Raw genomic sequence first — 25,224 nt, forward strand, 5'->3', positions numbered from 1 at the left:
CCCGGGCCGGGGGTCAGTGCCGCGCCGAGCTGCGGCCGCCGGTGATGCTCTCGGCGACGCCGATCAGCAGCACCGCGGCGATGATCGCGACGATCGAGCCGATGATGTTCAGCTCGCCGAAGTCACCGGTGCCGAGCGCCACGGCGACGACGCCGCCGATCAGCGAGCCGACGACGCCGAGGCCCAGGGTGGCCAGGATGCTGAGGTTCTGCTTGCCGGGCTTGATCAGGCGCGCCAGGGCGCCGACGACCAGACCGAACACGAGGAAGCTGATGATGCCCATGGCCTCGTCGTTGCCCAACGTGACCGCCACGGCAAACGGACAGTGATCAACCTTCCAGTTCCGTCAGCAACCGGGCCAGCCGGGTGCGCCGCGGCCGGACGTCGACCTCCCGCACCGCCCGGGCCAGCGCCGCTCCGCTCGCGTGCACGATCGACAGGTGCTTCTGCGCCCGGGTGAGCGCGGTGTAGACCAGCGGCCGGGAGAGCATCCCGCCGGCCTCCGGCGGCAGCACGACCACCACCCCCGGCCACTCCGAGCCCTGGGCGCGGTGCACGGTGATCGCCCAGCCGTGCCGCAGGTCGGGGAGCGCGTTGCCGGTGACGGTGACCGGCCCCGAGCTGAAGTCGACGGTCAGCGACCCCTCGCCGGTGCCGGTGACCACGCCGACCTCGCCGTTGGCGAACCCGATGGGCTCCAGGTCCAGGTGGTTGGCGGTGGCCACCACCCGATCGCCGACGTCGAAGCCCCACACCGTGCCGTCGCCCGGGTTGAGCTGTGCCTTCAGCGCCTTGTTCAGCTCGATCGTGCCGGCCGGGCCGCGGTGCACCGGGGTGACCACCTGCACCGTCGCCGGGTCGATCCCCAGCGCCCGGGGGATGGAGTCGGTGACCAGCTGCACCACCCGCTTGGCAGCCTCGGCACTGCCGACGGCCGGGACGATGACGACCTCCCGGTCGGGGGACTCGACCTGGGTGAGCTCGCCGGCCCGCACGCCGGTGGCCAGCCGGGCGATCGCACCGCCGGCGGCCTGCCGGTGCAGCGTGGTCAGCTCGGTCACCGGGACGGCCCCGGAGTCGATCAGGTCGCCCAGCACGTGCCCCGGGCCGATGGAGGGCAGCTGCGCGGGGTCACCGACCAGCAGCAGGTGCGTGCCGTCGGCGCAGGCCTCCAGCAGCGCGGCGGTCAGCTCGACGTCGAGCATGGAGGCCTCGTCGACCACCACCACGTCGGCGTCCAGTGGCCACTCCTCGTTGCGGGAGAACCCGCCGGTCATGCCCTGCGCGCCGAGCAACCGGTGCACCGTGACCGCGGGGTGGTCGGTGAGCTCCTCCAGCCGCTTGGCCGCCCGCCCGGTGGGCGCGGCGAGCGCCACCTCGGTGCCCTTGCTCTGCAGCAGCTGCACCAGCGAGGCGACCGTGCGGCTCTTCCCGGTGCCCGGCCCGCCGGTGAGCAGCGAGAACCCGGCCCCGAGCACCTGGGCGACCGCCGCCTGCTGCGCGGGGTCCAGCCCCTTGGCCACCGAGCGCACCGACGCCGGGTCGGCGATCCGCTCCGCGGTGGCCATCAGCCGGTGCACGTTCTCCGCCACCGCCTCCTCGGCCATCCCGAAGCGGGCCAGGGACAGGGTGCGCAGCGCCGGGTCGGGCTCGGGCAGCTCGTCGTCCGGGCCGAGCGCGTCAGCATCCGTGTCGCTGTCGAACTCCGGTTCCGGCGGTTCGTGCTCGAGCACCTCACCGGACTCCACCGCCGCGACGATCGCCGCGGCGGGGTCACCGATGCCCTCGGCGCGCAGTGCGGCGACCACCAGGTCGGCCGGCAGCACGGTGTGCCCGTCGCGCGTCGCGGTGCGCAGGGTGAGCCCGACGATCGCCCGGCCGCGGCGCGCGTCCTGCCGGTCGGCGCCCTTGAGCACCGCGATGGCCAGCCGGTCGGCGTCGCCCAGGGACACCCCGGACAGACCCAGCAGTGCCCACGGGTCGTCGCGGAGCCGGCGGGCGGCGTCCGGCCCGAGCGCGTCGGCCACGCCGGCGGCGAGCTTGGCCTCCAGGCCGGCGCCGACCAGCAGCCCCACCACCTCGTAGGTGGGCGCGGAGGCGAGGAAGGAGGAGAACAGCCGCTCAGCGCGCTGGCGCCCCACGCGGGGGAGCTTCAGCAGCCGGTCGGCGGTGACGTCGTCGGGCCGGGTGATGCCGGCGGCGGGCAGGTCGGCGGCGGTCCGCTTGCCGAGACCGGGCCACAGGCCGGCGGCGCAGAAGGCGGCGAAGACCGGGTCGCCACCGGCGGGGGGAGGGGTGCTCACGTCGGTCAGTGCTCCACGTCGGTCAATGCTCCAGGCGGCGCTCGGGATAGGAGAAGTGCGGCGAGGAGACGTCGTCCAGCGCCGTGACGATCGCCGGGGGCAGCCGGACGCCGTCGGTGTCCAGCACTTCCTGCAGCTGCTGGGCGGTGCGCGCGCCCACGACCGGGGCGACGACGCCGGGGCGGTCGCGCAGCCACGCCAGCGCCACGCCCACGGGGGTGGTGCCCAGCCCCTCGGCCGCGGTGATCACCGCCTGCACCACGCGGTCGGCGTGCGCCGAGCGCAGCTGGTCGATGAAGCCCTGCCACTGCGGGGACGCCCCGCGGGAGTCCTCCGGCGTGGCGTGCCGGTACTTGCCGGTGAGCAGTCCCCGGCCCAGCGGGGACCAGGGCAGGATGCCCAGCCCCAGCGCCTCGGCCGCCGGGGCGACCTCGCGCTCGATGCCGCGCTGCAGCAGCGAGTACTCGACCTGGGTGCTCACGATCGGGGTGCGGCCGGGCCAGGCGCGCTGCCAGGTGGCGGCCTGCGCGGTCTGCCAGCCGGTGTAGTTGCTGATCCCGACGTAGCGGGCCCGCCCGGAGGCGACCGCGGCGTCACAGGCGGCCAGCGTCTCCTCCAGCGGCGTGGCGTCGTCCCAGTCGTGCAGCTGCCAGAGGTCGACGTGGTCGAGCCCGAGCCGCCCCAGCGAGGCGTCCAGTGCGGCCAGCAGGTGCCCGCGGGAACCCCCGCGGCCCATCGGGCCGGTGCCGGTGCGGCCGACGGCCTTGGTCGCGACCAGCACGTCCCCCCGGGGGACGACGTCGGCCAGCAGCCGGCCGAGGGTGCGCTCGCTGTCGCCCTGCCCGTAGACGTCGGCGGTGTCGACCAGCGTGCCGCCGGCATCGACGAACGCGGTCAGCTGCATCGCCGCCTCGTCCTCGTCGGTGTCCCGGCCCCACGTCATGGTGCCCAGGCCCAGCCGGGAGACGACCAGCCCGCTTCGTCCGAGCGCGCGCTGTTCCACGACCGGTCAACCTACCGTCGACCCGGGCGCCGGCCCCGGATCGCCGGGACACGGGAGGTCGCCCCGGTCGGCACAGCCAGGGGCCCTAAGGTGTGCTGCCGTGCCCACGACCGTCCCACCCCGTCCCGTCCGCCCGGCCCGGGGGATCTGACCGTGGGGTGGATCGAGGCCGTCGTCCTCGGGGTGGTGCAGGGGCTCACCGAGTTCATCCCCGTCTCCTCCAGTGCGCACCTGCGCGTGGTCGGGGAGGCCTTCGGCTGGGACGACCCGGGAGCGGCCTTCACCGCGATCACCCAGATCGGCACCGAGGTCGCGGTGCTGCTCTACTTCCGCCACGACATCTGGCGGATCACCAAGGCCTGGGTGCGGGCGCTGCACGACCGGGAGGCGCGGGGTGACCACGACGCCCGGATGGGCTGGCTGATCATCGTCGGCAGCATCCCGATCGTCGTCCTCGGCCTGCTGTTCCAGGACTCGATCGAGACGACCTTCCGCGACCTGCGGATCGTCGCGATCGCCCTCATCGCCTTCTCCATCGTGCTGTACGCGGCCGACCGGCTGGGCAGCACCGCACGGGAGCTGCCCGACCTCACCGTCAAGCACGGTCTGATCTACGGGCTGGCCCAGTCCATGGCGCTCATCCCCGGCGTCTCCCGCTCCGGCGGCACGATCAGCGCAGGCCGCTTCCTCGGGTACTCCCGGCCCGCGGCGGCGCGCTACTCGTTCCTGCTGGCCGTGCCGGCCGTGCTGGGCGCCGGCTTCTACCAGACCTACGAGGCGCTCACCGGCGGCACGGAAGGCGGGCCGATCGCCTGGGGGCCGACCATCCTGGCCACGGTGATCGCCTTCGGCGTCGGCCTGGCGGTCATCGCCTGGCTGCTGCGCTACCTGGCCCGGGGCAGCTTCACCCCGTTCGTCGTCTACCGCATCGTGCTCGGCCTGCTGGTCCTCGCCCTGGTCGGCGCCGGGGTGCTCGACCCGACCTGATGGAGGTCGGAGGGCCCCCGTGCCCCCCACCGCTCGCGAGCTCGCGGCGGGACCCCGCACGGGGGCCATAGGCTGGGCCAGTGACGACGCTGATCCTGCTGCGGCACGGACGCACGACGGCCAACACCTCGGGCGTGCTGGCCGGCTGGACCCCCGGCGTGCGGCTGGACGAGTCCGGCGAGGCGCAGGTCCGGGCGGTCGCCGGGCGGCTCGCCGGGGTGCCGCTGGCCGCCGTCGTCAGCAGCCCGCTGGAGCGCTGCCAGCAGACCGCCGGCGCCGTCGTCGAGGGGCGTGAGCTGGAGGTGCAGACCGACGACCGGCTCGGTGAGGCCCGCTACGGCGACTGGACCGGCCGGCCGATCAAGGAGCTGGCCAAGGACCCGCTGTGGAAGGTCGTGCAGCAGCACCCCTCCGCCGCGGTCTTCCCCGGCCCCGAGGGGGAGGGGCTGGCGCAGACCCAGGCCCGCGCGGTCGCCGCCGTCCGGGAGTGGAACGCGAAGCTCGGTCCCGACGCGGTGTGGTTGGCCTGCAGCCACGGCGACGTGATCAAGGCGGTGCTCGCCGACGCGTTCGGCATGCACCTGGACTCCTTCCAGCGGATCGTCGTCGACCCGGCGTCGATCTCGGTGGTCACCTACACCGACACCCGGCCGTTCGTCGCCCGGGTCAACGACACCGGCGGCGACGTCTCGGCCCTGATCCCCCCGAAGAAGCGGCGCGGACGGCGGAAGGCCTCCTCCGACGCGGTCGTCGGCGGCGGCGCGGGCGCGGGCCACCCCTGATCGAGCCGCGTAACCTGATCCGCGTGCCACGTCAGGTCTTCCTCTTCGACCGTCCCACCCGGTTCGTCGCCGGCACGGTGGGCCAGCCCGGTGACCGCACCTTCTACCTGCAGGCCTCCGACGAGGCCGGCCGCACCGTCAGCGTGGCGCTGGAGAAGACGCAGGTCCAGGTGCTCGCCGACCGGATGAGCGAGCTGCTCGACGAGATCGCCACCCGGGCCACCGTCGTCGTCCCACCCGAGGCCGACCCCGACGACCTGGAGCCGCTCACCGCGCCGGTCGACGAGGAGTTCCGGGTCGCCGCGATGGGCCTGGCCTGGGACGGCGAGGCCGCAGCGGTCGTCGTCGAGGCCGTCGCCGCCGGCGACGAGCCGGTCGAGGAGGACGTCATCCTCTCCGACAGCGACGAGGGGCCCGACGCGCTGCGGGTCACCATCACCCCCGCCGCCGCCCGGGCGTTCGTCGCCCGCGCCCGCCGGGTGGTCGCCGCCGGACGGCCCTCCTGCCCGCTGTGCTCGCTGCCGCTGGACCCGGCCGGGCACGTGTGCCCCCGCCAGAACGGCTACCGCCGCTGACCGGCGGCCGGCCGCCCCGATGACCGACCCCGGCCCGCGCCCCGAGCAGGAGCGCGACGAGGACGTCGTCCTGGAGTGGATCCCCGACGACGAGCTCGACGACCAGCTAGACGACGAGGATGCCGAGGACGACGACGTCCGCACCCTGGACCCCGCCGCCTTCGACCACGGCGACCGACGCGCACCCCGGGGCCGGGCCGAGATCGACGCGCTGCTGCGCGACGGCGAGCTCGACATGGAGGGCCGGCTGCTCGACGCCAGCAACGTCACCCTCGTCGGGGCCATCCGCACCGACACCCTGGCCGCCACCTGCGTCTACAAGCCGGTGGCGGGGGAGCGGCCGCTGTGGGACTTCCCCGACGGCACGCTGGCCGGGCGGGAGATCAGCGCGCACCTGATCAGCGAGGCGACCGGCTGGTCGATCGTGCCGCCCACCGTGCTGCGCGACGGCCCGTTCGGCACCGGCATGGTGCAGCTGTGGATGGACGGCGACCCGGCGGTCGACCTGGCCGAGTTCGTCCGCCGCGACGACCCCGCGCTGCGGCGGATGGCCGTCTTCGACGCGGTGGTGAACAACGCCGACCGCAAGGGCGGCCACATCATCCCGATGCGCGACGGCCACGTGTACGGCGTCGACCACGGCATCTGCTTCTCCGTCGACCCGAAGCTGCGCACCCTGCTGTGGCAGTGGGCCGGCCGGCCGATCCCGGTCGCCCACCTCGAGGTGCTGGAGCGGCTGGCCGAGCAGCTGCGCGGGGACCTGGGTGAGCAGCTGCACGAGCACCTCACCCGGCGCGAGGTGCACCGCACCCAGCAGCGGGTGGCCCAGCTGCTGCGCACCGGGCTGCACCCGCAGCCCTCCGGCGACTGGCCCGCTCTGCCCTGGCCGCCGTTCTGACGGTCGCCCTTCCGGGATCAGGTGAGCTGATCGTCGTTGCTCCTGGCTCACGGTGTGCGGTGAGCCAGGAGCACGCCCGGTGAGCCAAGACGGGCCAGCGGGCGTTGTCCGCGGCGACGGCCCCTGCCAAGGTGACCGCGTGCCGCACCGCAGCCGTCTGGCGATCCTCCTCATCGACCTGCCCCCGGAGCTGCACGCCCGGGGCCAGCAGTTCTGGTCCGCGGCCACCGGCCACCCGATCGAGCCCGATGCCATCGACGAGGTCTGGTCCTCCCTCGGCTCCTTCGCCGACGGCTTCCACCTGGAGGTACAGCGCACCGGCCCCGGCACCGCGCCGCGCTGGCACGTCGACATCGAGACCGACGACGTGCCCGCCGAGGTCCGCCGGCTGGAGGCCCTCGGCGCGGTGCGGATCGCCGACATGGGCGGCTTCTGGCAGATGAAGGACCCCGCCGGGCTGCTGTTCTGCGTCGTCGGCATCCAGACCGGCGAGGAGTTCGAGCGGCACGCCACCACCTGGCCCTGACCCGGCCGACCCCGTGGAGGGTGACCGGGCACCGGGCGGCCTGCGGTGGTGTCGGCGGTCGGTCTTAGGCTCCTGACGTGCTCTCCTGGCCCGCCCCGCTCCTCCCCACCCTGCCCGGGTCCGGTCCCGCCCTGCGGCTGTTCGACACCGCCCGCGGCACCGTCGTCGACACCCGGCCGGGCCGGATCGCGCGGATGTACGTCTGCGGCATCACGCCCTACGACGCCACGCACCTCGGTCACGCCGCCACCTACCTCGCCTTCGACCTGGTCAACCGGGTCTGGCGGGACGCCCGGCACGGGGTCCACTACGTGCAGAACGTGACCGACGTCGACGACCCGCTGTTCGAGCGGGCCAACCGCGACGGCGAGGACTGGATCGTGCTCGGCATGCGCGAGACCGCGCTGTTCCGGGAGGACATGACCGCCCTGCGCGTCCTCCCGCCGGAGGACTACGTCGGCGCGGTCGAGTCGATCCCGCGGATCGTCGGCAAGGTCGAGGAGCTCTGGAACGCCGGGCTGGCCTACCAGCTCGACGACGCCACCGGCGACGTCTACCACGACGTCTCGCAGGCCCCCGGCTTCGGCGGGGAGTCCCACTACGACGAGGCGACGATGCTGCGGCTGTCCGCCGAGCGCGGCGGCGACCCCGAGCGCCCGGGCAAGCGCTCGCCGCTGGACCCGCTGCTGTGGCGCGGCGCCCGCGCGGGCGAGCCGTCCTGGCCCGGCCCGCGCGGCGTCGCCGGACGTCCCGGCTGGCACGTCGAGTGCGCCGCCATCGCGCTGGACACCCTCGGCATGGGCTTCGACGTCCAGGGCGGCGGCAGCGACCTGGTGTTCCCGCACCACGAGTACTCCGCGGTGCACGCCGAGTCGCTCACCGGTACCAAGCCCTTCGCCCAGGCGTACGTGCACGCGGCGATGATCGGCCTGGACGGCGAGAAGATGAGCAAGAGCCGGGGCAACCTGGTGTTCGTCTCCCGGCTGCGCGGCGACGGCGTCGACCCGATGGCGATCCGGCTGGCGCTGCTGTCCGGGCACTACCGCACCGACCGCGCGTGGACGGCGGAGCTGCTGACCCGGGCGGAGGAGCGGCTGGACACCTGGCGCCGGGCCGCGGCGCAGCCCACCGGCGCCCCCGCCGGTCCGGTGCTGCGGGCGGTGCGCGAGCGCCTGGCCGACGACCTGGACAGCCCCGGTGCGATCGCCGTGGTCGACCGGTGGGCCGCCGCCACGCTCGACACCGACCGCGCCGCCGGGGAGGACGGGGCGCCGGCCGTCGTCGCCGACCTCGTCGACGCGCTGCTGGGCATCGAGCTCTGACCGTGGGCCAGCCGCTGCCGGACGCCGGGCGAGCACCGTTCCGGCTGGCCGACCGGGCGGCGCGGGAGCGCGCCGAGGAGCAGCTCGCCCCGGCCGCCGCCCGCGCGGCGGCGACCCGCGGGCGCGCCCGCCCCGAGTCGGAGGACGCGCTGCGCACCGCCTTCGAGCGGGACCGCGACCGCATCCTGCACGCCAAGGCTTTCCGCCGGCTCAAGCACAAGACCCAGGTGTTCCTGCACCCTGACGGCGACCACTTCGTCACCCGCCTGACGCACACCCTGCAGGTGACCCAGGTGGCCCGCTCGCTGGCCGCGGCGCTCTCGCTCAACGAGACACTGGCCGAGGCGATCGCGCTGGCGCACGACGTCGGGCACTCACCGTTCGGGCACATCGGCGAGGACGCGCTGGACCCCTACGTCGCCGGCGGCTGGCACCACGCCGCCCAGGGGGTGCGCATCGTCGAGGTGCTCGAGGACCTCAACCTGACCTGGGAGGTCCGCGACGGCGTCCGGGCGCACAGCTGGAAGATCAGCCCGCCGCCGGCCACCCGTGAGGGGGAGTGCGTGCGCTTCGCCGACCGGATCGGCTACCTCTCCCACGACGCGCTGGACGCCGTCCGCGCCGGGGTGCTGCGGGTCACCGACCTGCCTGCCCGCGCCCGGGCCGTCTTCGGCGACCCGGGCAGCGCCATGGTCGGCTCGATGATCGAGGCCGTGGTCGAGGGCAGCCTGTCCCCGGCGAACACCGCCGGGGCGGTGGTGATGGCGCCCGACGCGCTCGAGGCGATGAACGAGCTGCGGGGCTTCATGTTCGAGCGGGTGTACGAGTCCGACACCGCGGCCGGCCAGAAGCACCTGGCGGTCGACGTCATCCGGCGGCTGGTCGACCACCACCTGGCCCACCCCGAGCTGATCCCGGCCAGCTACCGCGACACCGAGGCCGACGTGCTCACCCAGGTCGTCGACTACGTCACCGGGATGACCGACCGGTACGCCCTGGCCACGCACGACCGGCTCTTCGACGACACCGCCGCCCTGCGGATGCGCCCGCTGCTCGTCGCGCCCTGACCCCTGGCAGGCTCGCCGGCGACGATCGTCCGGGTGGCCGACGCCGGTGACGAGAACGGCCTGGGCGGTGCCATCCGATCCGGATGACACCGCCCAGCCCGCGGTGATCATGCCGCGGTGGCGCGGCAGTCGGGGGAGGAAGCCCGCCGGCGCAGCCCAAGGGCCTCGTCGGCCGAGGTCAGCCCGCGCCTGTGCCGCCGCGGCGGCGCAGGTACCGCTCGAACTCGCGGGCGATCTGGTCGCCGTTGGCCTGGGACAGGTCGGTCGCGGTCTGCCGCTCCTCCAGCGAGCGCACGTACTCCACGACCTCGTCGTCCTCGCTGGCCATCTCCGAGACGGTCGTGACCCACTCCTCGGCCTGCTGCGGCAGCACGCCCAGCGGGATGGTGAGCTCCAGGACCTCCTCGACCCGCCGCAGCAGCGCGACGGTCGCCTGCGGCGAGGGCGGCTGGGACACGTAGTGCGGCACCGCGGCCCAGAAGCTGATCGCCGGCAGGCCGGCCTGGACGCACGCGTCCTGGAACACCCCGAGGATGCCGGTCGGCCCTTCGTAGCGGGAGGTCTCCAGGCCCCACTTCTCGGCGGACTCCGCGTCGTAGGCCGACCCGGTGACCGGCGTCGGACGGGTGTGCGGCGTGTCGGCGAGCAGCGCGCCCAGCCCGATCACGGTGTGTGCGCCCAGCTCCTGGCACAGCTCGATGAGCTCCTCGCAGAAGCTCCGCCAGCGCATGTTCGGCTCGATGCCGCGGATGAGCACCACGTGCCGGTCGCTGCCCTCGGGCTTGGCCACGGAGATGCGGGTCGTCGGCCACTCGAGTCGGCGGCTGACCCCGTCGACGAGGGAGACGGTCGGGCGGTTGACCTGGAAGTCGTAGTACTCCTCGGGATCCAGGGCCGCCAGCGGATCGGCGTCCCAGATCAGCTCCAGGTGCTCCACCGCCCCGGTGGCGGCGTCCCCGGCGTCGTTCCACCCCTCGAAGGCGACGACCACCACGGGGTCGTCCAGCTCGGGCAGGTCGTCTGCGGTGGACTTCGGATCGATCACTCTGACCAGCCTACGTCGATCCGTCCGACCCGCCCGGCCACCGGCACCGGCGGCGCAGCGGGCCGCGGACACGACGCGTGGCCTCCGTCACCACCCGGCGGCGTCGAGGTGCCATCATGGACGGGCTGTTCGAGGACGACGAGGCACCGCCGCCCGTCGGAGTTGCCAGGGCCCTGGCGCCGGACGCGTTCGTGACCGTGACCGAACGACCTCCCCGAGGACCGCCGTGCCCGACTCCGCTGTGCCCGCTGCCGCCTCCCACCGCCCCGACGCCACCTCGGAGCTGAGCGACCTGCTCCGACGGCGCATCGTCGTCCTGGACGGCGCGATGGGGACGGCGATCCAGCGTGACCGGCCCTCCGAGGCCGGCTACCGCGGCGAGCGGTTCGCCGACTGGCCCACCGACGTGCAGGGCAACAACGACCTGCTGAGCATCACCGCCCCGGCGATCATCACCGGCATCCACCGCGAGTACCTCGAGGCCGGCGCGGACCTGATCGAGACCAACACGTTCAACGCCACCAGCATCTCGCTGGGCGACTACGGCATGGCCGACCTCGCCTACGAGCTGAACCTTGCCGCGGCCCGGCTGGCCCGCGCCGCCTGCGACGAGATGACCGCGCGGACGCCGCACCAGCCCCGCTACGTCGTCGGTGCCATCGGCCCGACCAGCCGGACGGCGTCCATCTCCCCGGACGTGAACGACCCGGGCGCCCGCAACGTCACCTACGACGGGCTCGTCGAGGCCTACCTGGAGCAGGCCGGCGGGCTGGTCGACGGCGGCTCCGACGTGCTGCTCGTCGAGACGGTGTTCGACACGCTCAACGCCAAGGCGGCGATCTTCGCCCTGGAGACGCTGTTCGAGCGGCACGGCCGCCGCTGGCCGGTGATGATCTCCGGCACGATCACCGACGCCTCCGGCCGCACGTTGTCCGGCCAGGTCACGGAGGCGTTCTGGCACTCGGTCCGGCACGTCGAGCCACTGCTGGTGGGGCTCAACTGCGCGTTGGGCGCCAAGGAGATGCGGCCCTACGTCGCCGAGGTCGCCCGGGTCGCCGACACGTTCGTCTCCTGCTACCCGAACGCCGGGCTGCCCAACGCCTTCGGTGAGTACGACGAGGCGCCCGAGGAGACCGCCGCCGTCCTCGAGGAGTTCGCCGCCGCCGGCTTCGTGAACCTGGTCGGCGGCTGCTGCGGCACCACCCCGGCGCACATCGCGGCGATCGCCCGGGCGGTCGAGGGCAAGGCGCCGCGCACCCCGGTCGAGGTCGGTCCGGCGCTGCGGCTGTCCGGCCTGGAGCCGGTCACGGTCGACGAGCACTCACTGTTCGTCAACGTGGGGGAGCGCACCAACATCACCGGCTCGGCCCGCTTCCGGAACCTGATCAAGGCGGGTGACTACCCGGCTGCCCTGGCCGTCGCCCGCCAGCAGGTCGAGGCCGGCGCGCAGGTCATCGACATCAACATGGACGAGGGGATGATCGACGGCGTCGAGGCGATGGACCGCTTCACCAAGCTCATCGCCGCCGAGCCGGACATCTCGCGCGTCCCGGCGATGATCGACTCCTCGAAGTGGGACGTCATCGAGGCCGGGCTCAAGAACGTCCAGGGCAAGGCGATCGTCAACTCCATCTCGATGAAGAACGGCGAGGAGGAGTTCGTCCGGGAGGCCCGGCTGTGCCGCAAGTACGGCGCCGCGGTGGTCGTCATGGCGTTCGACGAGGACGGCCAGGCCGACACCCTGGAACGCCGCAAGCAGATCTGCCGGCGCGCCTACGACCTCCTGACCGAGGAGGTCGGGTTCCCGGCCGAGGACGTCATCTTCGACCCGAACGTCTTCGCCGTCGCCACCGGCATCGAGGAGCACGCCGACTACGGGCTGGCGTTCATCGAGGCGACCCGCTGGATCAAGCAGAACCTGCCCGGCGCGCTCGTCTCCGGCGGCATCTCCAACGTCTCGTTCTCCTTCCGCGGCAACAACAAGGTCCGCGAGGCGATCCACGCCGTCTTCCTGTACCACGCCATCCGGGCCGGCCTGGACATGGCGATCGTCAACGCCGGGCAGCTGGAGGTCTACGACGAGGTGCCCGAGCTGCTGCGCGAGCGGATCGAGGACGTCGTCCTCAACCGCCGCCCGGACAGCACCGAGCGGCTGCTGGAGATCGCCGGGGACTTCGCCGGGGACGGTTCGGTGCAGGAGGTCGCGTCCGAGGAGTGGCGATCGCTGCCGGTGGCCGAGCGGATCACCCACGCGCTGGTCAAGGGCATCGACGCCTTCGTCGAGGACGACACCGAGGAGCTGCGCCAGGAGATCCGCGCCCGCGGCGGCCGCCCGATCGAGGTGATCGAGGGCCCGCTGATGGACGGCATGAACGTCGTCGGTGATCTGTTCGGGGCCGGCAAGATGTTCCTGCCGCAGGTGGTCAAGTCCGCGCGGGTGATGAAGAAGGCCGTCGCCCACCTGATCCCGTTCATCGAGGCGGAGAAGCAGCCCGGAGACGTCGAGCGCAGCAACGGCACGGTCGTCATGGCCACCGTGAAGGGCGACGTCCACGACATCGGCAAGAACATCGTCGGCGTCGTCCTGCAGTGCAACAACTACGACGTCGTCGACCTCGGCGTGATGGTGCCCGGGCAGCAGGTGCTGGACGCCGCGAAGGAGCACGGTGCCGACGTCATCGGCGTCTCCGGGCTGATCACGCCGTCGCTGGACGAGATGGTGAACCTGGCGTCGGAGATGGAGCGCCAGGGTTTCGACATCCCGCTGCTCATCGGCGGCGCGACCACCTCCCGCGCGCACACCGCGGTCAAGGTGGCCGAGCGGTACCACGGCCCGGTCATCTGGGTGAAGGACGCCTCGCGGTCGGTGCCGGTGGTGGCGGCGCTGCTGTCCGACGAGCAGCGCCCGGCGCTGCTGGCCGAGACCGACGCCGACTACGCGGCGCTGCGGGAGCGGCACGCCGCCCGGACCGACACCCGGGCGCTGCTCCCGCTGGCGGTGGCCCGGCAGGCCGCCACGCCGATCGACTGGTCGGCCTACGACCCGCCGCAGCCGCGGATGCTGCAGTCGGGGAGCGGCTCCGGGTTCGTCCGGCACTTCGCCGACCACCCGCTGGCCGAGCTGCGCGAGTACATCGACTGGCAGCCGTTCTTCAACGCATGGGAGATGCGCGGCCGGTTCCCCGACATCCTGCACAACCCCACCACCGCCGACGCCGCCCGCCGGCTGTACGCCGACGCGCAGGAGATGCTCGACCGGATCGTCGACGAGCGATGGCTGCGCGCCAACGGGGTGTTCGGCCTGTTCCCGGCCAACCAGGTGGAGGGCGAGGACATCGCCGTCTACGCCGACGAGTCCCGCACCGAGGTCCGCGCCACGCTGCACCAGCTGCGCCAGCAGACCGAGGGCCGGGACGGCGCGCCGCGGAAGTCGCTGGCCGACTTCGTCGCACCGGCCGGGACCGGGCTGGCCGACCACGTCGGCGCCTTCGCGGTCACCGCCGGACTGGGCGCCGCGGAGCGGGTGGCGGCGTTCAAGGAGGCCAACGACGACTACAGCGCGATCATGCTGGAGGCGCTGGCCGACCGGCTGGCCGAGGCGTTCGCCGAGCGGCTGCACGAGCGGGTGCGCACCGAGTTCTGGGGCTATGCGCCCGAGGAGGGCCTGGACAACGACGCGCTGATCGCCGAGCGGTACCGGGGCATCCGGCCGGCGCCGGGCTACCCCGCCTGCCCGGAGCACACCGAGAAGCAGACGATCTGGGACCTGCTCGACGTGGAGGCGGTCACCGGCATCCAGCTGACCGAGAGCATGGCGATGTGGCCGGGCGCCGCGGTCAGCGGGCTGTACTTCTCCCACCCCGAGTCGCGGTACTTCGTGCTGGGCCGGGTGGGTCGGGACCAGGTCGAGGACTACGCCCGGCGCAAGGGCTGGACGGTCGCCGAGGCCGAGCGGTGGCTGTCGCCGAACCTCGGCTACCGGACCGTCGACGAATGACGGGCCCCAGCACCGTGCGAGCAGTGCTGTTCGACATGGACGGCACGCTGGTGGCGACGGAGGAGCTGTGGGGCGAGGCGATGGACTCGCTCGCCGCCGAGCTCGGGGGCGCGTTCTCCGCGGCCGGCCGGGAGCAGACGGTCGGCACCAGCATGTCCGTGTCGATAGGCGTCCTGTACGCCGACCTCGGGGTCGAGCGGTCGACCGCGGAGTGGGCGGCGGACGCCCGCTGGGTCGAGGACGAGACCGCCCGGCTGATGACCGTCCGGGGCATCCCCTGGCGTCCCGGGGCGCGCGAGCTGCTCGTCGAGGTGCGGGCGGCCGGGCTGGCGACGGCGCTGGTGACCACCACCCCGCGTCGGGTGGCCGCGCTGGTGCTCGACCGGATCACCGAGGACCTCGGTGGGTCCCCGTTCGACGTCACCGTGTGCGGCGACGAGGTGCCTGCCCGCAAACCCGACCCCGCGCCGTACCGGCAGGCGATGGCGGCGCTCGGGGTGACCGCCGACCAGGTGGTGGTCGTGGAGGACTCGGAGGTGGGCGTCACCGCGGGGCTCGCGGCCGGTGCCACGGTGCTCGCCATCCCTTCGTTGCAGTCACTGGACCCACGCGACGGGCTCACCCTGAGGTCCAGCTTGACCGGCCTGTCGCTGGCGCAGCTGGACGCACTCGTCGGCCGCCGACCCGCCTGATCTCCTGCGCGGACCGAGCGGTCGCGCGGCGGCCTGGTGGCGATGCGACGGCGACCCGACACGTCGTTACTGCGACACGACCGATGCGTGTGAGGCCAACACGGTGGCCCGGACGCACCCCTGCGCCGCGATCAGGCGGGCGGCGGGCTTCAGGCGTTGGTCGACGGCCACCGCCGGCAACGGCGACCCTCGAACGTCGGTGGGCCAGGGCTCGTCAGGATCTCGGCGACGTTCAGACGGGCGTGACGGGGAGGGTGGTGCGCCAGCCGGCGGCTGCGGCGGCCTCGACCGGGAACGGCGGGGGAGTGCCGCCGAAGGCCGGGCACAGCGCCTGGTGGTCGCACCAGCTGCACAGCCGGCTCTTGTTGGCCCGGAAGTCACCGGTGGCCACGGCGCGCTCGATCGCCGCCCAGATCGCCTGCAGGGTCCGCTCGAACCGGACCAGCTCCGCCTCGTCGGGGGCGTAGGTGAGCGCGTCGCCGTCCTTGAGGTAGAGCAGCTTGAGCTGCGCGGCGATCACGCCCCGGGTGCGCCACAGCACGAGTGCGTAGAACTTCATCTGGAACAGCGCCTTGGCCTCGAAGGCCTCCCGCGGCACGCCACCGGTCTTGTAGTCGACCACCCGCAGCGCCCCGGTCGGGGCGACGTCGAGCCGGTCGACGTACCCGCGCAGCAGCAGCCCGTCGGGGAGGGTGACCTCGACCAGCTCCTCCCGGCCGTGCGGCTGGATGCGGGTCGGGTCCTCCAGCCGGAAGTAGGTCTCGACCAGTTCACCGGCCGAGTCCAGCCACGCCTCGAGGCTCTCCGCCGCGGGCGCCTCCTGCCCCGCCGGCACCTCGAACAGCTCGACGACGCCCGGCTCGTCGCGCAGCTCCGCCCAGGCCGGCTCCACCAGCGCGCGGGCAGCCTCGGCCGTGCGCTCGGCCGCGGGCAGGTCGTACAGCCGCTCCAGGACGGCGTGCACGAGCGTGCCGCGGACCGCCGCCTTCGACTTCTTCTCCGGCAGCCGGTCGATGGTGCGGAACCGGTAGAGCAGCGGGCAGGACTTGAAGTCGGCCGCCCGGGAGGGGGACAGCGACGGACGCCGGGGCGCGGTGTCGGCCGCCGTCGTCCGTTCCGTCGGGGACCCGGGCCCCGGCCCGGTCGCGGACTGGTCCGTCTCCACCGTCACGGTCATGTCAGCGAGGCTAGGTCGCTGCTCTGACAGTTCCGAGTGTCCGCGCCGCAGGTCGCCCGGATCGGCGTCCGTACCCTCGCCTCCCGTGAGCGCAGAGCAGGAACACCCGCAGGACGAGCACCCGCTGGATCTGGCCCCGGACGGCCCGGCGGAGGCGCCGGCCGCGGGCTCCGCCGTCGGCGAGGCGCTCGCGGAGGCGCCGCTGGAGCCGGTCGTCGCCGGCGAGGTCCCGCCGGCGGAGCCGGTGGAGGGGGCCTTCCAGGTGGGGGACCGGGTCCAGCTCACCGACCCCAAGGGCCGGCACCACACCGTCGTCCTGGAGCCCGGCAAGGAGTTCCACACCCACCGTGGCGCGATCAGCCACGACGACCTGATCGGCGCGCCGGAGGGCTCGGTGGTGCACTCGACGGCGAACACCGGCTACCTTGCGCTGCGCCCGCTGCTGGCCGACTTCGTGCTCTCGATGCCCCGCGGCGCGCAGGTGATCTACCCCAAGGACGCCGCGCAGATCGTCGGGTTCGGCGACGTCGGCCCGGGCATGCGCGTGCTGGAGGCCGGCGCCGGTTCCGGCGCGCTGTCGTGCTCGCTGCTGCGCGCCGTCGGCTCGACCGGCAGCCTCACCAGCTACGAGCGGCGCGAGGACTTCGCCGACGTCGCGCGCGGGAACGTCGGCGCCTTCTTCGGCGAGGTGCCGGCCAACTGGTCGCTGCGGCTGGGCGACCTCGCCGACCACCCGGCCGCGGAGGTCGTCGACCGGGTGGTGCTCGACATGCTGGAGCCGTGGGCGGTGCTGCCCACCGTCGCCGCCGCGCTGCGCCCCGGGGGCGTGCTGATCGGTTACGTCGCCACCACCACCCAGCTGTCGGCCTACGTGGAGGCGCTGCGGGCCCAGGGTGTCTGGACCGAGCCGTACGCCTGGGAGACGATGCTGCGCCCCTGGCACGCCGAGGGCCTGGCGGTACGACCCGAGCACCGGATGGTCGCGCACACCGCCTTCCTGGTCACCGCCCGCCGGCTGGCCGAGGGCGCCGTCGCGCCGATGAGGCAGCGGCGCAAGAAGCTCGCCTGACCCGGGGCCGACAGGGCCGGCACGTGTCGGGGGGATGACGTCCGGACCCATCGTGCGCGGCCGTTCCGAGCGTGCGGCGCCGTCACCTCCCGCGTGTATAGATTGGCTCCCTGGCTCCCCCCGAGTGTGCGGAGGTGCGTGATGGGCCTCGGTCCTGGCACTGGTCCTGACGAGTTCCGAGCGCGGCGTGAGCGTGACGTCGCCTCCCTGGTGAACCAGATCTCCTACCTCGAGGAGGAGATCGCCCTCCTGCGGCGCAAGGTGACCGACAGCCCGCGCCACGTGCGTGCGCTGGAGGAACGGCTCGCCGAGGCGGAGGGCCGTGCGGCCTTCCTCTCCGAGCGCAACGACAAGCTGGCCGGCACGCTGCGCGAGGCGCGCGAGCAGCTGGTCACGCTGAAGGAGGAGATCGAGCGCCTCGGCCAGCCGCCGTCGGGCTACGGCGTCTTCCTGGAGCGCTTCGACGACGGCACGGTCGACGTGTTCACCGGTGGCCGCAAGCTGCGCGTGTCGGTGTCCCCGGACGTCGTCCTCGGCGAGCTGATGCACGGCCAGGAGGTCATGCTCAACGAGGCGATGAACGTCGTCGCCGCGCGCGGGTTCGAGCGCGCCGGTGACGTCGTCACCCTCAAGGAGCTGCTCGAGCCGGTGGCCGGTGAGCCGCGCCGGGCGCTGGTCATCGGCCACACCGACGACGAGCGGGTGGTGCGCCTGGCCGACTCGCTGGAGGGGCAGCCGCTGCGCAGCGGCGACTCGCTGCTGCTGGAGAACCGCTCCGGCTACGTGTACGAGCGGATCCCCAAGAGCGAGGTCGAGGAGCTCATCCTCGAAGAGGTCCCCGACATCGACTACGAGGACATCGGTGGCCTGGGCCGGCAGATCGAGCAGATCCGCGACGCCGTCGAGCTGCCGTTCCTGCACGCCGACCTGTTCCGCGAGTACGAGCTCCGCCCGCCCAAGGGCATTCTGCTGTACGGACCGCCCGGCTGCGGGAAGACGCTGATCGCCAAGGCGGTGGCCAACTCGCTGGCCAAGAAGGTCGCCGAGGTGCGCGGCGACGCCGACACCAGCCAGGGCCGGTCCTACTTCCTCAACATCAAGGGCCCGGAGCTGCTCAACAAGTACGTGGGCGAGACCGAGCGGCACATCCGGCTGGTGTTCCAGCGGGCCCGGGAGAAGGCCAGCGAGGGCACGCCGGTCATCGTGTTCTTCGACGAGATGGACTCGATCTTCCGCACCCGCGGGTCGGGGGTCTCCTCCGACGTCGAGTCGACGATCGTGCCGCAGCTGCTCAGCGAGATCGACGGCGTCGAGGGTCTGGAGAACGTCATCGTCATCGGCGCCTCCAACCGGGAGGACATGATCGACCCGGCGATCCTCCGGCCCGGCCGGCTCGACGTGAAGATCAAGATCGAGCGGCCGGACGCCGAGGCGGCGCGGGACATCTTCAGCAAGTACCTGACGACGACGCTGCCGATCCACGCCGACGACCTGGCCGAGCACGGTGGCAGCCGCGAGGCGACCATCGCCGGGATGATCCAGTCCACCGTCGAGCGGATGTACTCCGAGACCGAGGACAACCGGTTCCTGGAGGTCACCTACGCCAACGGTGACAAGGAGGTCCTGTACTTCAAGGACTTCAACTCCGGGGCGATGCTGCAGAACATCGTCGACCGGGCGAAGAAGATGGCGATCAAGGACCGTCTGGAGACCGGCACCGGAGGCCTGCGCGTGGGGCATCTGATGGCCGCCTGCGTCGACGAGTTCAAGGAGAACGAGGACCTGCCCAACACCACCAACCCCGACGACTGGGCGCGGATCTCGGGCAAGAAGGGCGAGCGGATCGTCTACATCCGCACGCTGATCTCCGGCAAGGGCGCCGACAGCGGCCGCGCCATCGACACCGCGACCAACACCGGCCAGTACCTGTAACCACCCGACCAGCCCAGCGACGGCCCGGCCCCCGCACGGGAGCCGGGCCGTCCGTCGTCCACCCGTCAGGTGCGGCCGAGTGCCCTTGGCACCGTGGTGATCAGTCTCTACCTTCCTCCGTGTCCGGAAGGGCTCTCCCCGCACCCGACCAGGAGAGGACCGACCCGTGAAGGCGATCGTGCGGGAGAGGTACGGCGCGGCGGACGTCCTGGCCGTGGCGGACGTCGACGAGCCGCCGATCCGCGCGCACGAGGTGCTCGTGCGGGTCCGGGCGGCCGGCATCGACCGCGGGGTGTGGCACCTGATGACCGGTACGCCGTACCTGCTGCGCCTGGGAACCGGGTTGCGCCGCCCGCGGACACGGCTCCTGGGCGTGGACGTCGCCGGGACGGTCGTGGCGGTGGGCGACGAGGTGACCGGTGCGCAGCCGGGCGACGAGGTGTTCGGCAGCTGCAGCGGCTCGTTCGCCGAGTACGCGGCCGTGCCCGGCGACCGCTGCACCAGGAAGCCGGCGGAGCTGGGCTTCGCGCAGGCGGCGGCGCTGCCGTCCTCCTCGGTCACGGCGCTCCAGGCGCTGCGCGACCAGGGCCGGGTGCAGCCGGGGCAGCGGGTGCTGGTGATCGGTGCCGGCGGCGGCGTCGGTACGTACGCCGTGCAGCTGGCCGCGGCGTTCGGCGCCCAGGTCACCGGCGTCTGCAGCACCCCGAAGGTGGAGCTGGTCCGGTCACTCGGCGCGGACGAGGTCATCGACTACACCCAGGAAGAGCTCACCGGACGGTACGACCTCGTCCTCGACATCGCAGGGAACCGCACGCTGCGCCGGCTGCGGCGGCTCCTGACCCCCCGGGGGACGCTGGTCATCGTCGGCGGCGAGGGTGGTGGGCGCTGGACGGGCGGGCTGGACCGCCAGCTCCGTGCTGTGCTGTGGTCCCTGGTCCTCCGCCAGCGGATGAGGTTCTTCGTCTCCACCGCGCGACGGGCCGACCTGGAGGCCGTCCGGGAGTACGTCGGCAACGGTCAGGTGACCCCGGCCCTCGACCGGACCATCGCCCTGGGTGACGTACCCCGGGCCATGCGCGACCTGGAGCGCGGGCTGGTACGCGGCAAGGCCGTCGTCGCCCTGTAGCGGGCCGCCTAACCTGAGCCCATGAGCGTGCGACGGGTCATGGGGACCGAGCTGGAGTACGGCATCTCGGTGCCCGGGCAGCCGGGGGCGAACCCGACCACGCTGTCCAGCCAGGTCGTGAACGCCTGGGCGGTGGCCGAGGCGCCGGTGCCCCGCCGCCCGCGCTGGGACTTCGAGGAGGAGTCGCCGCTGCGCGACGCCCGCGGGTTCGACCTCTCCCCGGCGACCGCGCTGGACCACAACGACCCCGACGAGGACTCCGGGATGGCCAACGTCATCCTGACCAACGGCGCCCGGCTGTACGTCGACCACGCGCACCCGGAGTACTCGACGCCGGAGGTGACCAGCCCGCGAGACGTCGTCCTCTGGGACAAGGCGGGGGAGCGGATCATGGCCGAGGCGGCCCACCGGGCGGCGCGGGTGCCCGGCACCCAGCCCATCCAGCTGTACAAGAACAACACCGACGGCAAGGGCGCCTCGTACGGGGCGCACGAGAACTACCTGATGGACCGGCGGACGCCGTTCATCGACATCATCAAGGGGCTCATCCCGTTCTTCGTCACCCGCCAGGTGTTCGCCGGGGCCGGCCGGGTCGGGATCGGCACCGAAGGGCGCACCAACGGGTTCCAGCTGTCCCAGCGCGCCGACTTCTTCGAGGTCGAGGTCGGTCTGGAGACGACGCTCAAGCGGCCGATCATCAACACCCGCGACGAGCCGCACGCGAACCCCGACGAGTACCGACGGCTGCACGTGATCATCGGCGACGCCAACCTGGCCGAACTGTCCACCTACCTCAAGGTCGGGACGGCGGCGCTGGTGCTGGCGATGATCGAGGCGCGGGCGCTGGACCGCGACCTGACCATCGAGGAGCCGGTCGAGGCGTTGCAGGCGATCAGCCACGACCCGTCGCTGACCCACCGGGTGCGGCTGCGTGACGGCCGGCGGCTGACCGCCGTCGAGGTGCAGCGGGAGTACCTCGCGATGGCACAGCGCTTCGTCGCCGCGCAGGGCGACGACGACGCCCAGACCGCCGACGTGCTCAGCCGCTGGGCGTCGGTGCTCGACGACCTGGAGACCGACCCGATGCTGCTGGCCGACCAGCTCGACTGGCCGGCCAAGCTGCGGCTGCTGGAGGGCTACCGCCAGCGTGACGGCCTCGCCTGGGGGGACGCGCGCCTGAAGCTGGTCGACCTGCAGTACTCCGACGTGCGGCCGGACAAGGGCCTGTACCACCGCCTGGTGGCGCGCGGTTCGATGCAGCGGCTGGTCACCGACGAGGAGGTCACCCGGGCGATGACGACGCCGCCGGAGGACACCCGCGCCTACTTCCGCGGCGAGTGCCTGCGCCGCTACCCGGCCCAGGTGGCGGCGGCCTCGTGGGACTCGGTGGTCTTCGACGTGGGCCGGGACAACCTGGTGCGGATCCCCACGATGGAGCCCCTGCGCGGCACCCGCGAGCACGTGGGTGCGCTGTTCGAGTCGACCTCGACCGCCGCGGAGCTCGTGGACACGATCACCGGCGGCTGACACCGCCCGCCCGCTCGGCCCCGCCGGGCAGCTCCTCCGTCACGCCCGTACGACCGTTATCCCCAGCTGGTCGACTAGATCCTCAGGTGGGTCCCCACCGTTGACCGACCACGTTCACGGACGAACTCCGACCCACCACGCGCTCGGTGCGGCGTTGCACCGGCGGCGAACCGTCACACCCCGCGGGTAACTTCTGCGGCAGCGCACCACACCAGCTCAGGAGGGTGACATGGCCACCAGGGACACCGGCGGGCAGCAGCGGTCCACGCGTTCGCGCGAGGAGACCGACGAGGTCGAGGCCTCGGTCGACACCGAGGCGAGCGAGCGCACCAAGGAAGTGACCGACGACGTCGACTCGCTCCTCGACGAGATCGACGGGGTGCTCGAGGAGAACGCCGAGGAGTTCGTGAAATCCTACGTGCAGAAGGGCGGAGAGTAGTCAGTCCGCTACCCTGGTCATTCCTGTCATGAAGACCTGCCCCGACTGCGGCGAGAACAAGCCGACCAGGGAGTTCGGCCGGAACCGCACACGCCCCGACGGGCTCTCGTGCTACTGCCTGGCTTGCAACCGCCGGCGCAACGGTGCGTGGTACAGGCAGTCGCGGGTGGCCGTCGGTAAGACCGTGCGCGACCACTCCTGGATCCCCAAGGGTTTCCGCTGGTGTCCCGGTTGCCGACAGGCTGTGGCACACGGCGAGTTCTCCCGGAACTCCCGGCAGCGGTCGGGCTTCGGGAGCCTCTGTCTCAGGTGTCACCGCAAGTCGAGCAACGACGCCTACTGGAAGCGGCAGTACGGGATGACGCGAGCTGAGGTGGCCGCGCTCCGAGCCGGCCAGGGAGACGCCTGTGCCATCTGTAGTGCGTCCGCACCAGAACACCTCGACCACGACCACCAGACCGGCCGGGTCAGGGCCCTGCTCTGTCAACGGTGCAACCAGGGTCTGGGGCTGCTGCACGACGACCCGACGGTCCTAAGGGCGGCCGCCGACTACGTGGAAGGGCATCGCGAGCAGCCGGCCGGCGCGGCTCCAGGGCAGATCAGCGGGGTGTCTCGCGGCGACGGCAGGAGCCCGGGACACGTGCGCTGGCTGGCGATGCGCACATCGGCCTGAGCCCTCCCGGCGGGTCGACCACACTGCACCGGTTGGTCATCGGCAGGGTGATCGGCTCGCCGGTAGGGTCGGCGGCGCGCCGCGCGCCGCGTGGACCACGCCGGTGCAGGTCAGCGAGCAGCACGGACAGCCGCCGGACGGCGGCAGGAGAGGCGGATGGGTGAGCGAGTTCGCAACCGGTCGGAGCGGGTTCCCACCCGCGTACCTGGACCGGGTCGGGTCCTCCTTCACCGACTTCCTCGGCACCACCGCACCCGACCTGCTGCCCGGCCGCCGGACGCTTCCCAGCACGCCGATGGGTGACCTCGCTCCGCACGGCACCACCATCGTCGCGGCCACCTACGACGGCGGCGTGCTGATGGGCGGCGACCGCCGGGCCACCATGGGCAACCTCATCTCCAGCCGCGACATCGAGAAGGTCTACCCGGCCGACTCCTGGTCGGTCATCGGTATCGCCGGCGCCGCTGGCATCGCCATCGAGATGGTCCGGCTCTACCAGGTCGAGCTCGAGCACTACGAGAAGATCGAGGGCGTCACGATGTCCCTCGACGGCAAGGCCAACCGGCTGGCCGCGATGATCCGCGGCAACCTCGGCGCGGCGCTGCAGGGCCTCGCGGTCGTCCCGCTGTTCGCCGGCTACGACCTGGACGCCGCCGAGGGCGCCAGCCCGGGCCGGATCTTCAGCTACGACGTCACCGGCGGCAACTACGAGGAAAGCGGCTACACGGCGGTGGGCTCCGGCTCGCTCTTCGCCCGGAGCTCGCTGAAGAAGACGTGGCGCCCGGGACTGTCGGCCGACGCCGCCACCCGCACCGTCGTCGAGGCGCTCTACGACGCAGCCGACGACGACTCCGCCACCGGCGGCCCGGACATGGTCCGCAAGCTGTTCCCGATCGTCTACCGGGTCGACGCCGAGGGCGCGGTGCGGCTCACCGACGACGAGGTCTCCAGCGTCGCCGCGGCCATCGTCGCGGAGCGCTCGGTCACGGACGGGCAGGGCTGACGCCATGACGATGCCGTACTACGCCTCCGCCGAGCAGGTCATGCGCGACCGCTCGGAGTACGCCCGCAAGGGCATCTCCCGTGGCCGCAGCGTCGCGGTGCTCACCTACGACGACGGTGTGCTGTTCATCGCCGAGAACCCCAGCTCCACGCTGCACAAGGTCGGCGAGATCTACGACCGGATCGGGTTCGCCGCGGTCGGCCGGTACTCGGAGTTCGAGAGCCTCCGGGTCGCCGGCGTCCGGCTGGCCGACGTGCGCGGCTACTCCTACAACCGGCGCGACGTCACCGGCCGGATCGTCGCCAACGCCTACGCGCAGACCCTCGGGGCGATCTTCACCGAGCAGATGAAGCCCTACGAGGTCGAGCTGTGCGTCGCCGAGGTGGGCGACACCGCCGACAGCGACCAGCTGTATCGGCTCACTTTCGACGGCTCGGTCGTCGACGAGCCGGACTTCGTGGTGATGGGCGGCCAGGCCGAGGCGGTCACCGGCAACCTGCGCCAGCACTTCACCGCGGGCATGGGGCTGGCCGAGGCGCTGCGGGTGGGCGTCCAGGCACTGTCCGCGGTCAGCCCGGCCACCAGCGCCAACGGCGGCGGCCATGACCAGCTGCCGGCCGAGCAGTTGGAGGTCGCGGTGCTCGACCGGCGACGCCCCAAGCGCGCCTTCCGCCGGGTCACCGGCGCCGCGCTGCGGGCGCTGCTCAGCAACGAGCCCGCCCCTGAACCCGCCGCGCCCGTCGAGGCCGCCGGTCACGCGCACGCGCCCAGCGCCCCCGCGCCGGGCACCCCCGCCGGCCTCGGCGACCCCTCGGCGGTCGACACCGCGGGCGGTACCGAGGAGGCGTCCGCCCAGCCGGCCACCACCGACGGCGCCGGCGGCGGCACCGAGGGCGGCGGCGGTGGCACCGAGGGCAGCGGCCAGGGCACGGCCACCCGGCCGGCGGACGACGACGGCGCGACCGAGCAGTGAACGGCGGGGGGGGGGGGGGGGGGGGGGGGGGGGGGGGGGGGGGGGGGGGGGGGGGGGGGGGGGGGGGGGGGGGGGGGGGGGGGGGGGGGGGGGTGGGGTGGGGTGGCA

22 protein-coding genes are annotated in these 25,224 nt (G+C 73.1%); 17 read left to right on the forward strand and 5 right to left on the reverse strand.

The annotated features are described in order from the left end of the window. Nucleotides 1-13: 13 nt before the first annotated feature. From ACI783_RS01175 to ACI783_RS01185, 3 genes are read right to left on the reverse strand one after another with little or no spacing between them, the layout of a single operon-like run. On the reverse strand, nucleotides 14-313 hold the full coding sequence (locus ACI783_RS01175; RefSeq protein ID WP_457138739.1) for a GlsB/YeaQ/YmgE family stress response membrane protein: 300 nt from the start codon (nucleotides 311-313) through the stop codon (nucleotides 14-16). A gap of 16 nt (nucleotides 314-329) precedes the next feature. Then, nucleotides 330-2,303 (reverse strand): AAA family ATPase, encoded by a 1,974-nt coding sequence (locus ACI783_RS01180; RefSeq protein WP_457138740.1) that lies wholly within the window; start codon nucleotides 2,301-2,303, stop codon nucleotides 330-332. Between the two features lie 22 nt (nucleotides 2,304-2,325). Then, complete coding sequence (locus tag ACI783_RS01185; protein WP_457138741.1) at nucleotides 2,326-3,306, reverse strand: aldo/keto reductase; 981 nt, start codon at nucleotides 3,304-3,306, stop codon at nucleotides 2,326-2,328. Nucleotides 3,307-3,459: 153 nt separating this feature from the next. On the opposite strand from ACI783_RS01185, the gene ACI783_RS01190 reads away from it, so the two are divergent. The 7 genes from ACI783_RS01190 to ACI783_RS01220 all read left to right on the forward strand — a co-directional run bounded on the left by ACI783_RS01190 (nucleotide 3,460) and on the right by ACI783_RS01220 (nucleotide 9,463). Then, nucleotides 3,460-4,293, forward strand: a complete 834-nt coding sequence (locus tag ACI783_RS01190) for an undecaprenyl-diphosphate phosphatase (RefSeq protein WP_457138742.1) — start codon at nucleotides 3,460-3,462, stop codon at nucleotides 4,291-4,293. An 80-nt stretch (nucleotides 4,294-4,373) separates the two neighbouring features. Further along, the gene (locus ACI783_RS01195) at nucleotides 4,374-5,075 is read left to right on the forward strand and encodes a histidine phosphatase family protein (protein ID WP_457138743.1); all 702 of its coding nucleotides are present in this window, start codon (nucleotides 4,374-4,376) and stop codon (nucleotides 5,073-5,075) included. A 23-nt stretch (nucleotides 5,076-5,098) separates the two neighbouring features. Continuing rightward, nucleotides 5,099-5,650, forward strand: coding sequence for a DUF3090 family protein (locus ACI783_RS01200; protein ID WP_457138744.1), 552 nt, complete (start codon nucleotides 5,099-5,101; stop codon nucleotides 5,648-5,650). A gap of 19 nt (nucleotides 5,651-5,669) precedes the next feature. After that, nucleotides 5,670-6,548 carry an SCO1664 family protein gene (locus tag ACI783_RS01205; RefSeq protein ID WP_457138745.1) on the forward strand — a complete coding sequence of 293 codons (879 nt, stop codon included), beginning with the start codon at nucleotides 5,670-5,672 and terminating at the stop codon, nucleotides 6,546-6,548. 139 nt (nucleotides 6,549-6,687) lie between these two features. Beyond that, a complete protein-coding gene (locus ACI783_RS01210) occupies nucleotides 6,688-7,074 on the forward strand; it encodes a VOC family protein (protein WP_457138746.1) in 387 nt (128 codons plus the stop codon). Nucleotides 7,075-7,151: 77 nt separating this feature from the next. Beyond that, a complete protein-coding gene (gene mshC, locus ACI783_RS01215; RefSeq protein ID WP_457138747.1) occupies nucleotides 7,152-8,396 on the forward strand; it encodes a cysteine--1-D-myo-inosityl 2-amino-2-deoxy-alpha-D-glucopyranoside ligase in 1,245 nt (414 codons plus the stop codon). A 2-nt stretch (nucleotides 8,397-8,398) separates the two neighbouring features. Beyond that, nucleotides 8,399-9,463 carry an HD domain-containing protein gene (locus tag ACI783_RS01220; protein WP_457138748.1) on the forward strand — a complete coding sequence of 355 codons (1,065 nt, stop codon included), beginning with the start codon at nucleotides 8,399-8,401 and terminating at the stop codon, nucleotides 9,461-9,463. Between the two features lie 178 nt (nucleotides 9,464-9,641). On the opposite strand, the gene ACI783_RS01225 is transcribed toward ACI783_RS01220, so the two are convergent. Next, the gene (locus ACI783_RS01225; RefSeq protein WP_457138749.1) at nucleotides 9,642-10,508 is read right to left on the reverse strand and encodes a PAC2 family protein; all 867 of its coding nucleotides are present in this window, start codon (nucleotides 10,506-10,508) and stop codon (nucleotides 9,642-9,644) included. 226 nt (nucleotides 10,509-10,734) lie between these two features. On the opposite strand from ACI783_RS01225, the gene metH reads away from it, so the two are divergent. Together metH and ACI783_RS01235 are read left to right on the forward strand one after the other, a co-directional pair. Beyond that, nucleotides 10,735-14,505, forward strand: coding sequence for a methionine synthase (gene metH, locus ACI783_RS01230; protein ID WP_457138750.1), 3,771 nt, complete (start codon nucleotides 10,735-10,737; stop codon nucleotides 14,503-14,505). Next, the gene (locus ACI783_RS01235) at nucleotides 14,502-15,197 is read left to right on the forward strand and encodes an HAD family hydrolase (RefSeq protein ID WP_457138751.1); all 696 of its coding nucleotides are present in this window, start codon (nucleotides 14,502-14,504) and stop codon (nucleotides 15,195-15,197) included. Before metH ends, ACI783_RS01235 begins: the two co-directional genes overlap by 4 nt. A gap of 232 nt (nucleotides 15,198-15,429) precedes the next feature. Here the strand turns inward: ACI783_RS01235 and ACI783_RS01240 are convergent, their stop codons facing one another. After that, on the reverse strand, nucleotides 15,430-16,374 hold the full coding sequence (locus ACI783_RS01240) for a RecB family exonuclease (RefSeq protein WP_457138752.1): 945 nt from the start codon (nucleotides 16,372-16,374) through the stop codon (nucleotides 15,430-15,432). Nucleotides 16,375-16,459: 85 nt separating this feature from the next. On the opposite strand from ACI783_RS01240, the gene ACI783_RS01245 reads away from it, so the two are divergent. From ACI783_RS01245 to prcA, 8 genes are all read left to right on the forward strand, one after another. Further along, nucleotides 16,460-17,443: a tRNA (adenine-N1)-methyltransferase gene (locus ACI783_RS01245; protein WP_457138753.1), complete on the forward strand. Its 984-nt coding sequence runs from the start codon at nucleotides 16,460-16,462 to the stop codon at nucleotides 17,441-17,443. Nucleotides 17,444-17,653: 210 nt separating this feature from the next. Further along, the gene (gene arc / locus ACI783_RS01250) at nucleotides 17,654-19,375 is read left to right on the forward strand and encodes a proteasome ATPase (protein WP_457138754.1); all 1,722 of its coding nucleotides are present in this window, start codon (nucleotides 17,654-17,656) and stop codon (nucleotides 19,373-19,375) included. A gap of 166 nt (nucleotides 19,376-19,541) precedes the next feature. Further along, on the forward strand, nucleotides 19,542-20,501 hold the full coding sequence (locus tag ACI783_RS01255) for an NAD(P)-dependent alcohol dehydrogenase (protein ID WP_457138755.1): 960 nt from the start codon (nucleotides 19,542-19,544) through the stop codon (nucleotides 20,499-20,501). A gap of 21 nt (nucleotides 20,502-20,522) precedes the next feature. Beyond that, entirely contained in the window at nucleotides 20,523-22,028 is a 1,506-nt protein-coding gene (dop, locus tag ACI783_RS01260) for a depupylase/deamidase Dop (protein WP_457138756.1), read from the forward strand. Nucleotides 22,029-22,257: 229 nt separating this feature from the next. Continuing rightward, entirely contained in the window at nucleotides 22,258-22,467 is a 210-nt protein-coding gene (locus tag ACI783_RS01265) for a ubiquitin-like protein Pup (RefSeq protein ID WP_457082853.1), read from the forward strand. 28 nt (nucleotides 22,468-22,495) lie between these two features. After that, nucleotides 22,496-23,140, forward strand: coding sequence for an endonuclease VII domain-containing protein (locus ACI783_RS01270; protein ID WP_457138757.1), 645 nt, complete (start codon nucleotides 22,496-22,498; stop codon nucleotides 23,138-23,140). A gap of 160 nt (nucleotides 23,141-23,300) precedes the next feature. Beyond that, nucleotides 23,301-24,143, forward strand: a complete 843-nt coding sequence (prcB, locus tag ACI783_RS01275) for a proteasome subunit beta (protein ID WP_457138758.1) — start codon at nucleotides 23,301-23,303, stop codon at nucleotides 24,141-24,143. Nucleotides 24,144-24,147: 4 nt separating this feature from the next. After that, nucleotides 24,148-25,116: a proteasome subunit alpha gene (gene prcA / locus ACI783_RS01280; protein ID WP_457138759.1), complete on the forward strand. Its 969-nt coding sequence runs from the start codon at nucleotides 24,148-24,150 to the stop codon at nucleotides 25,114-25,116. The last annotated feature ends 108 nt before the right edge of the window (nucleotides 25,117-25,224 follow it).

The sequence above is a fragment of the Modestobacter sp. SYSU DS0511 genome (assembly GCF_054050755.1).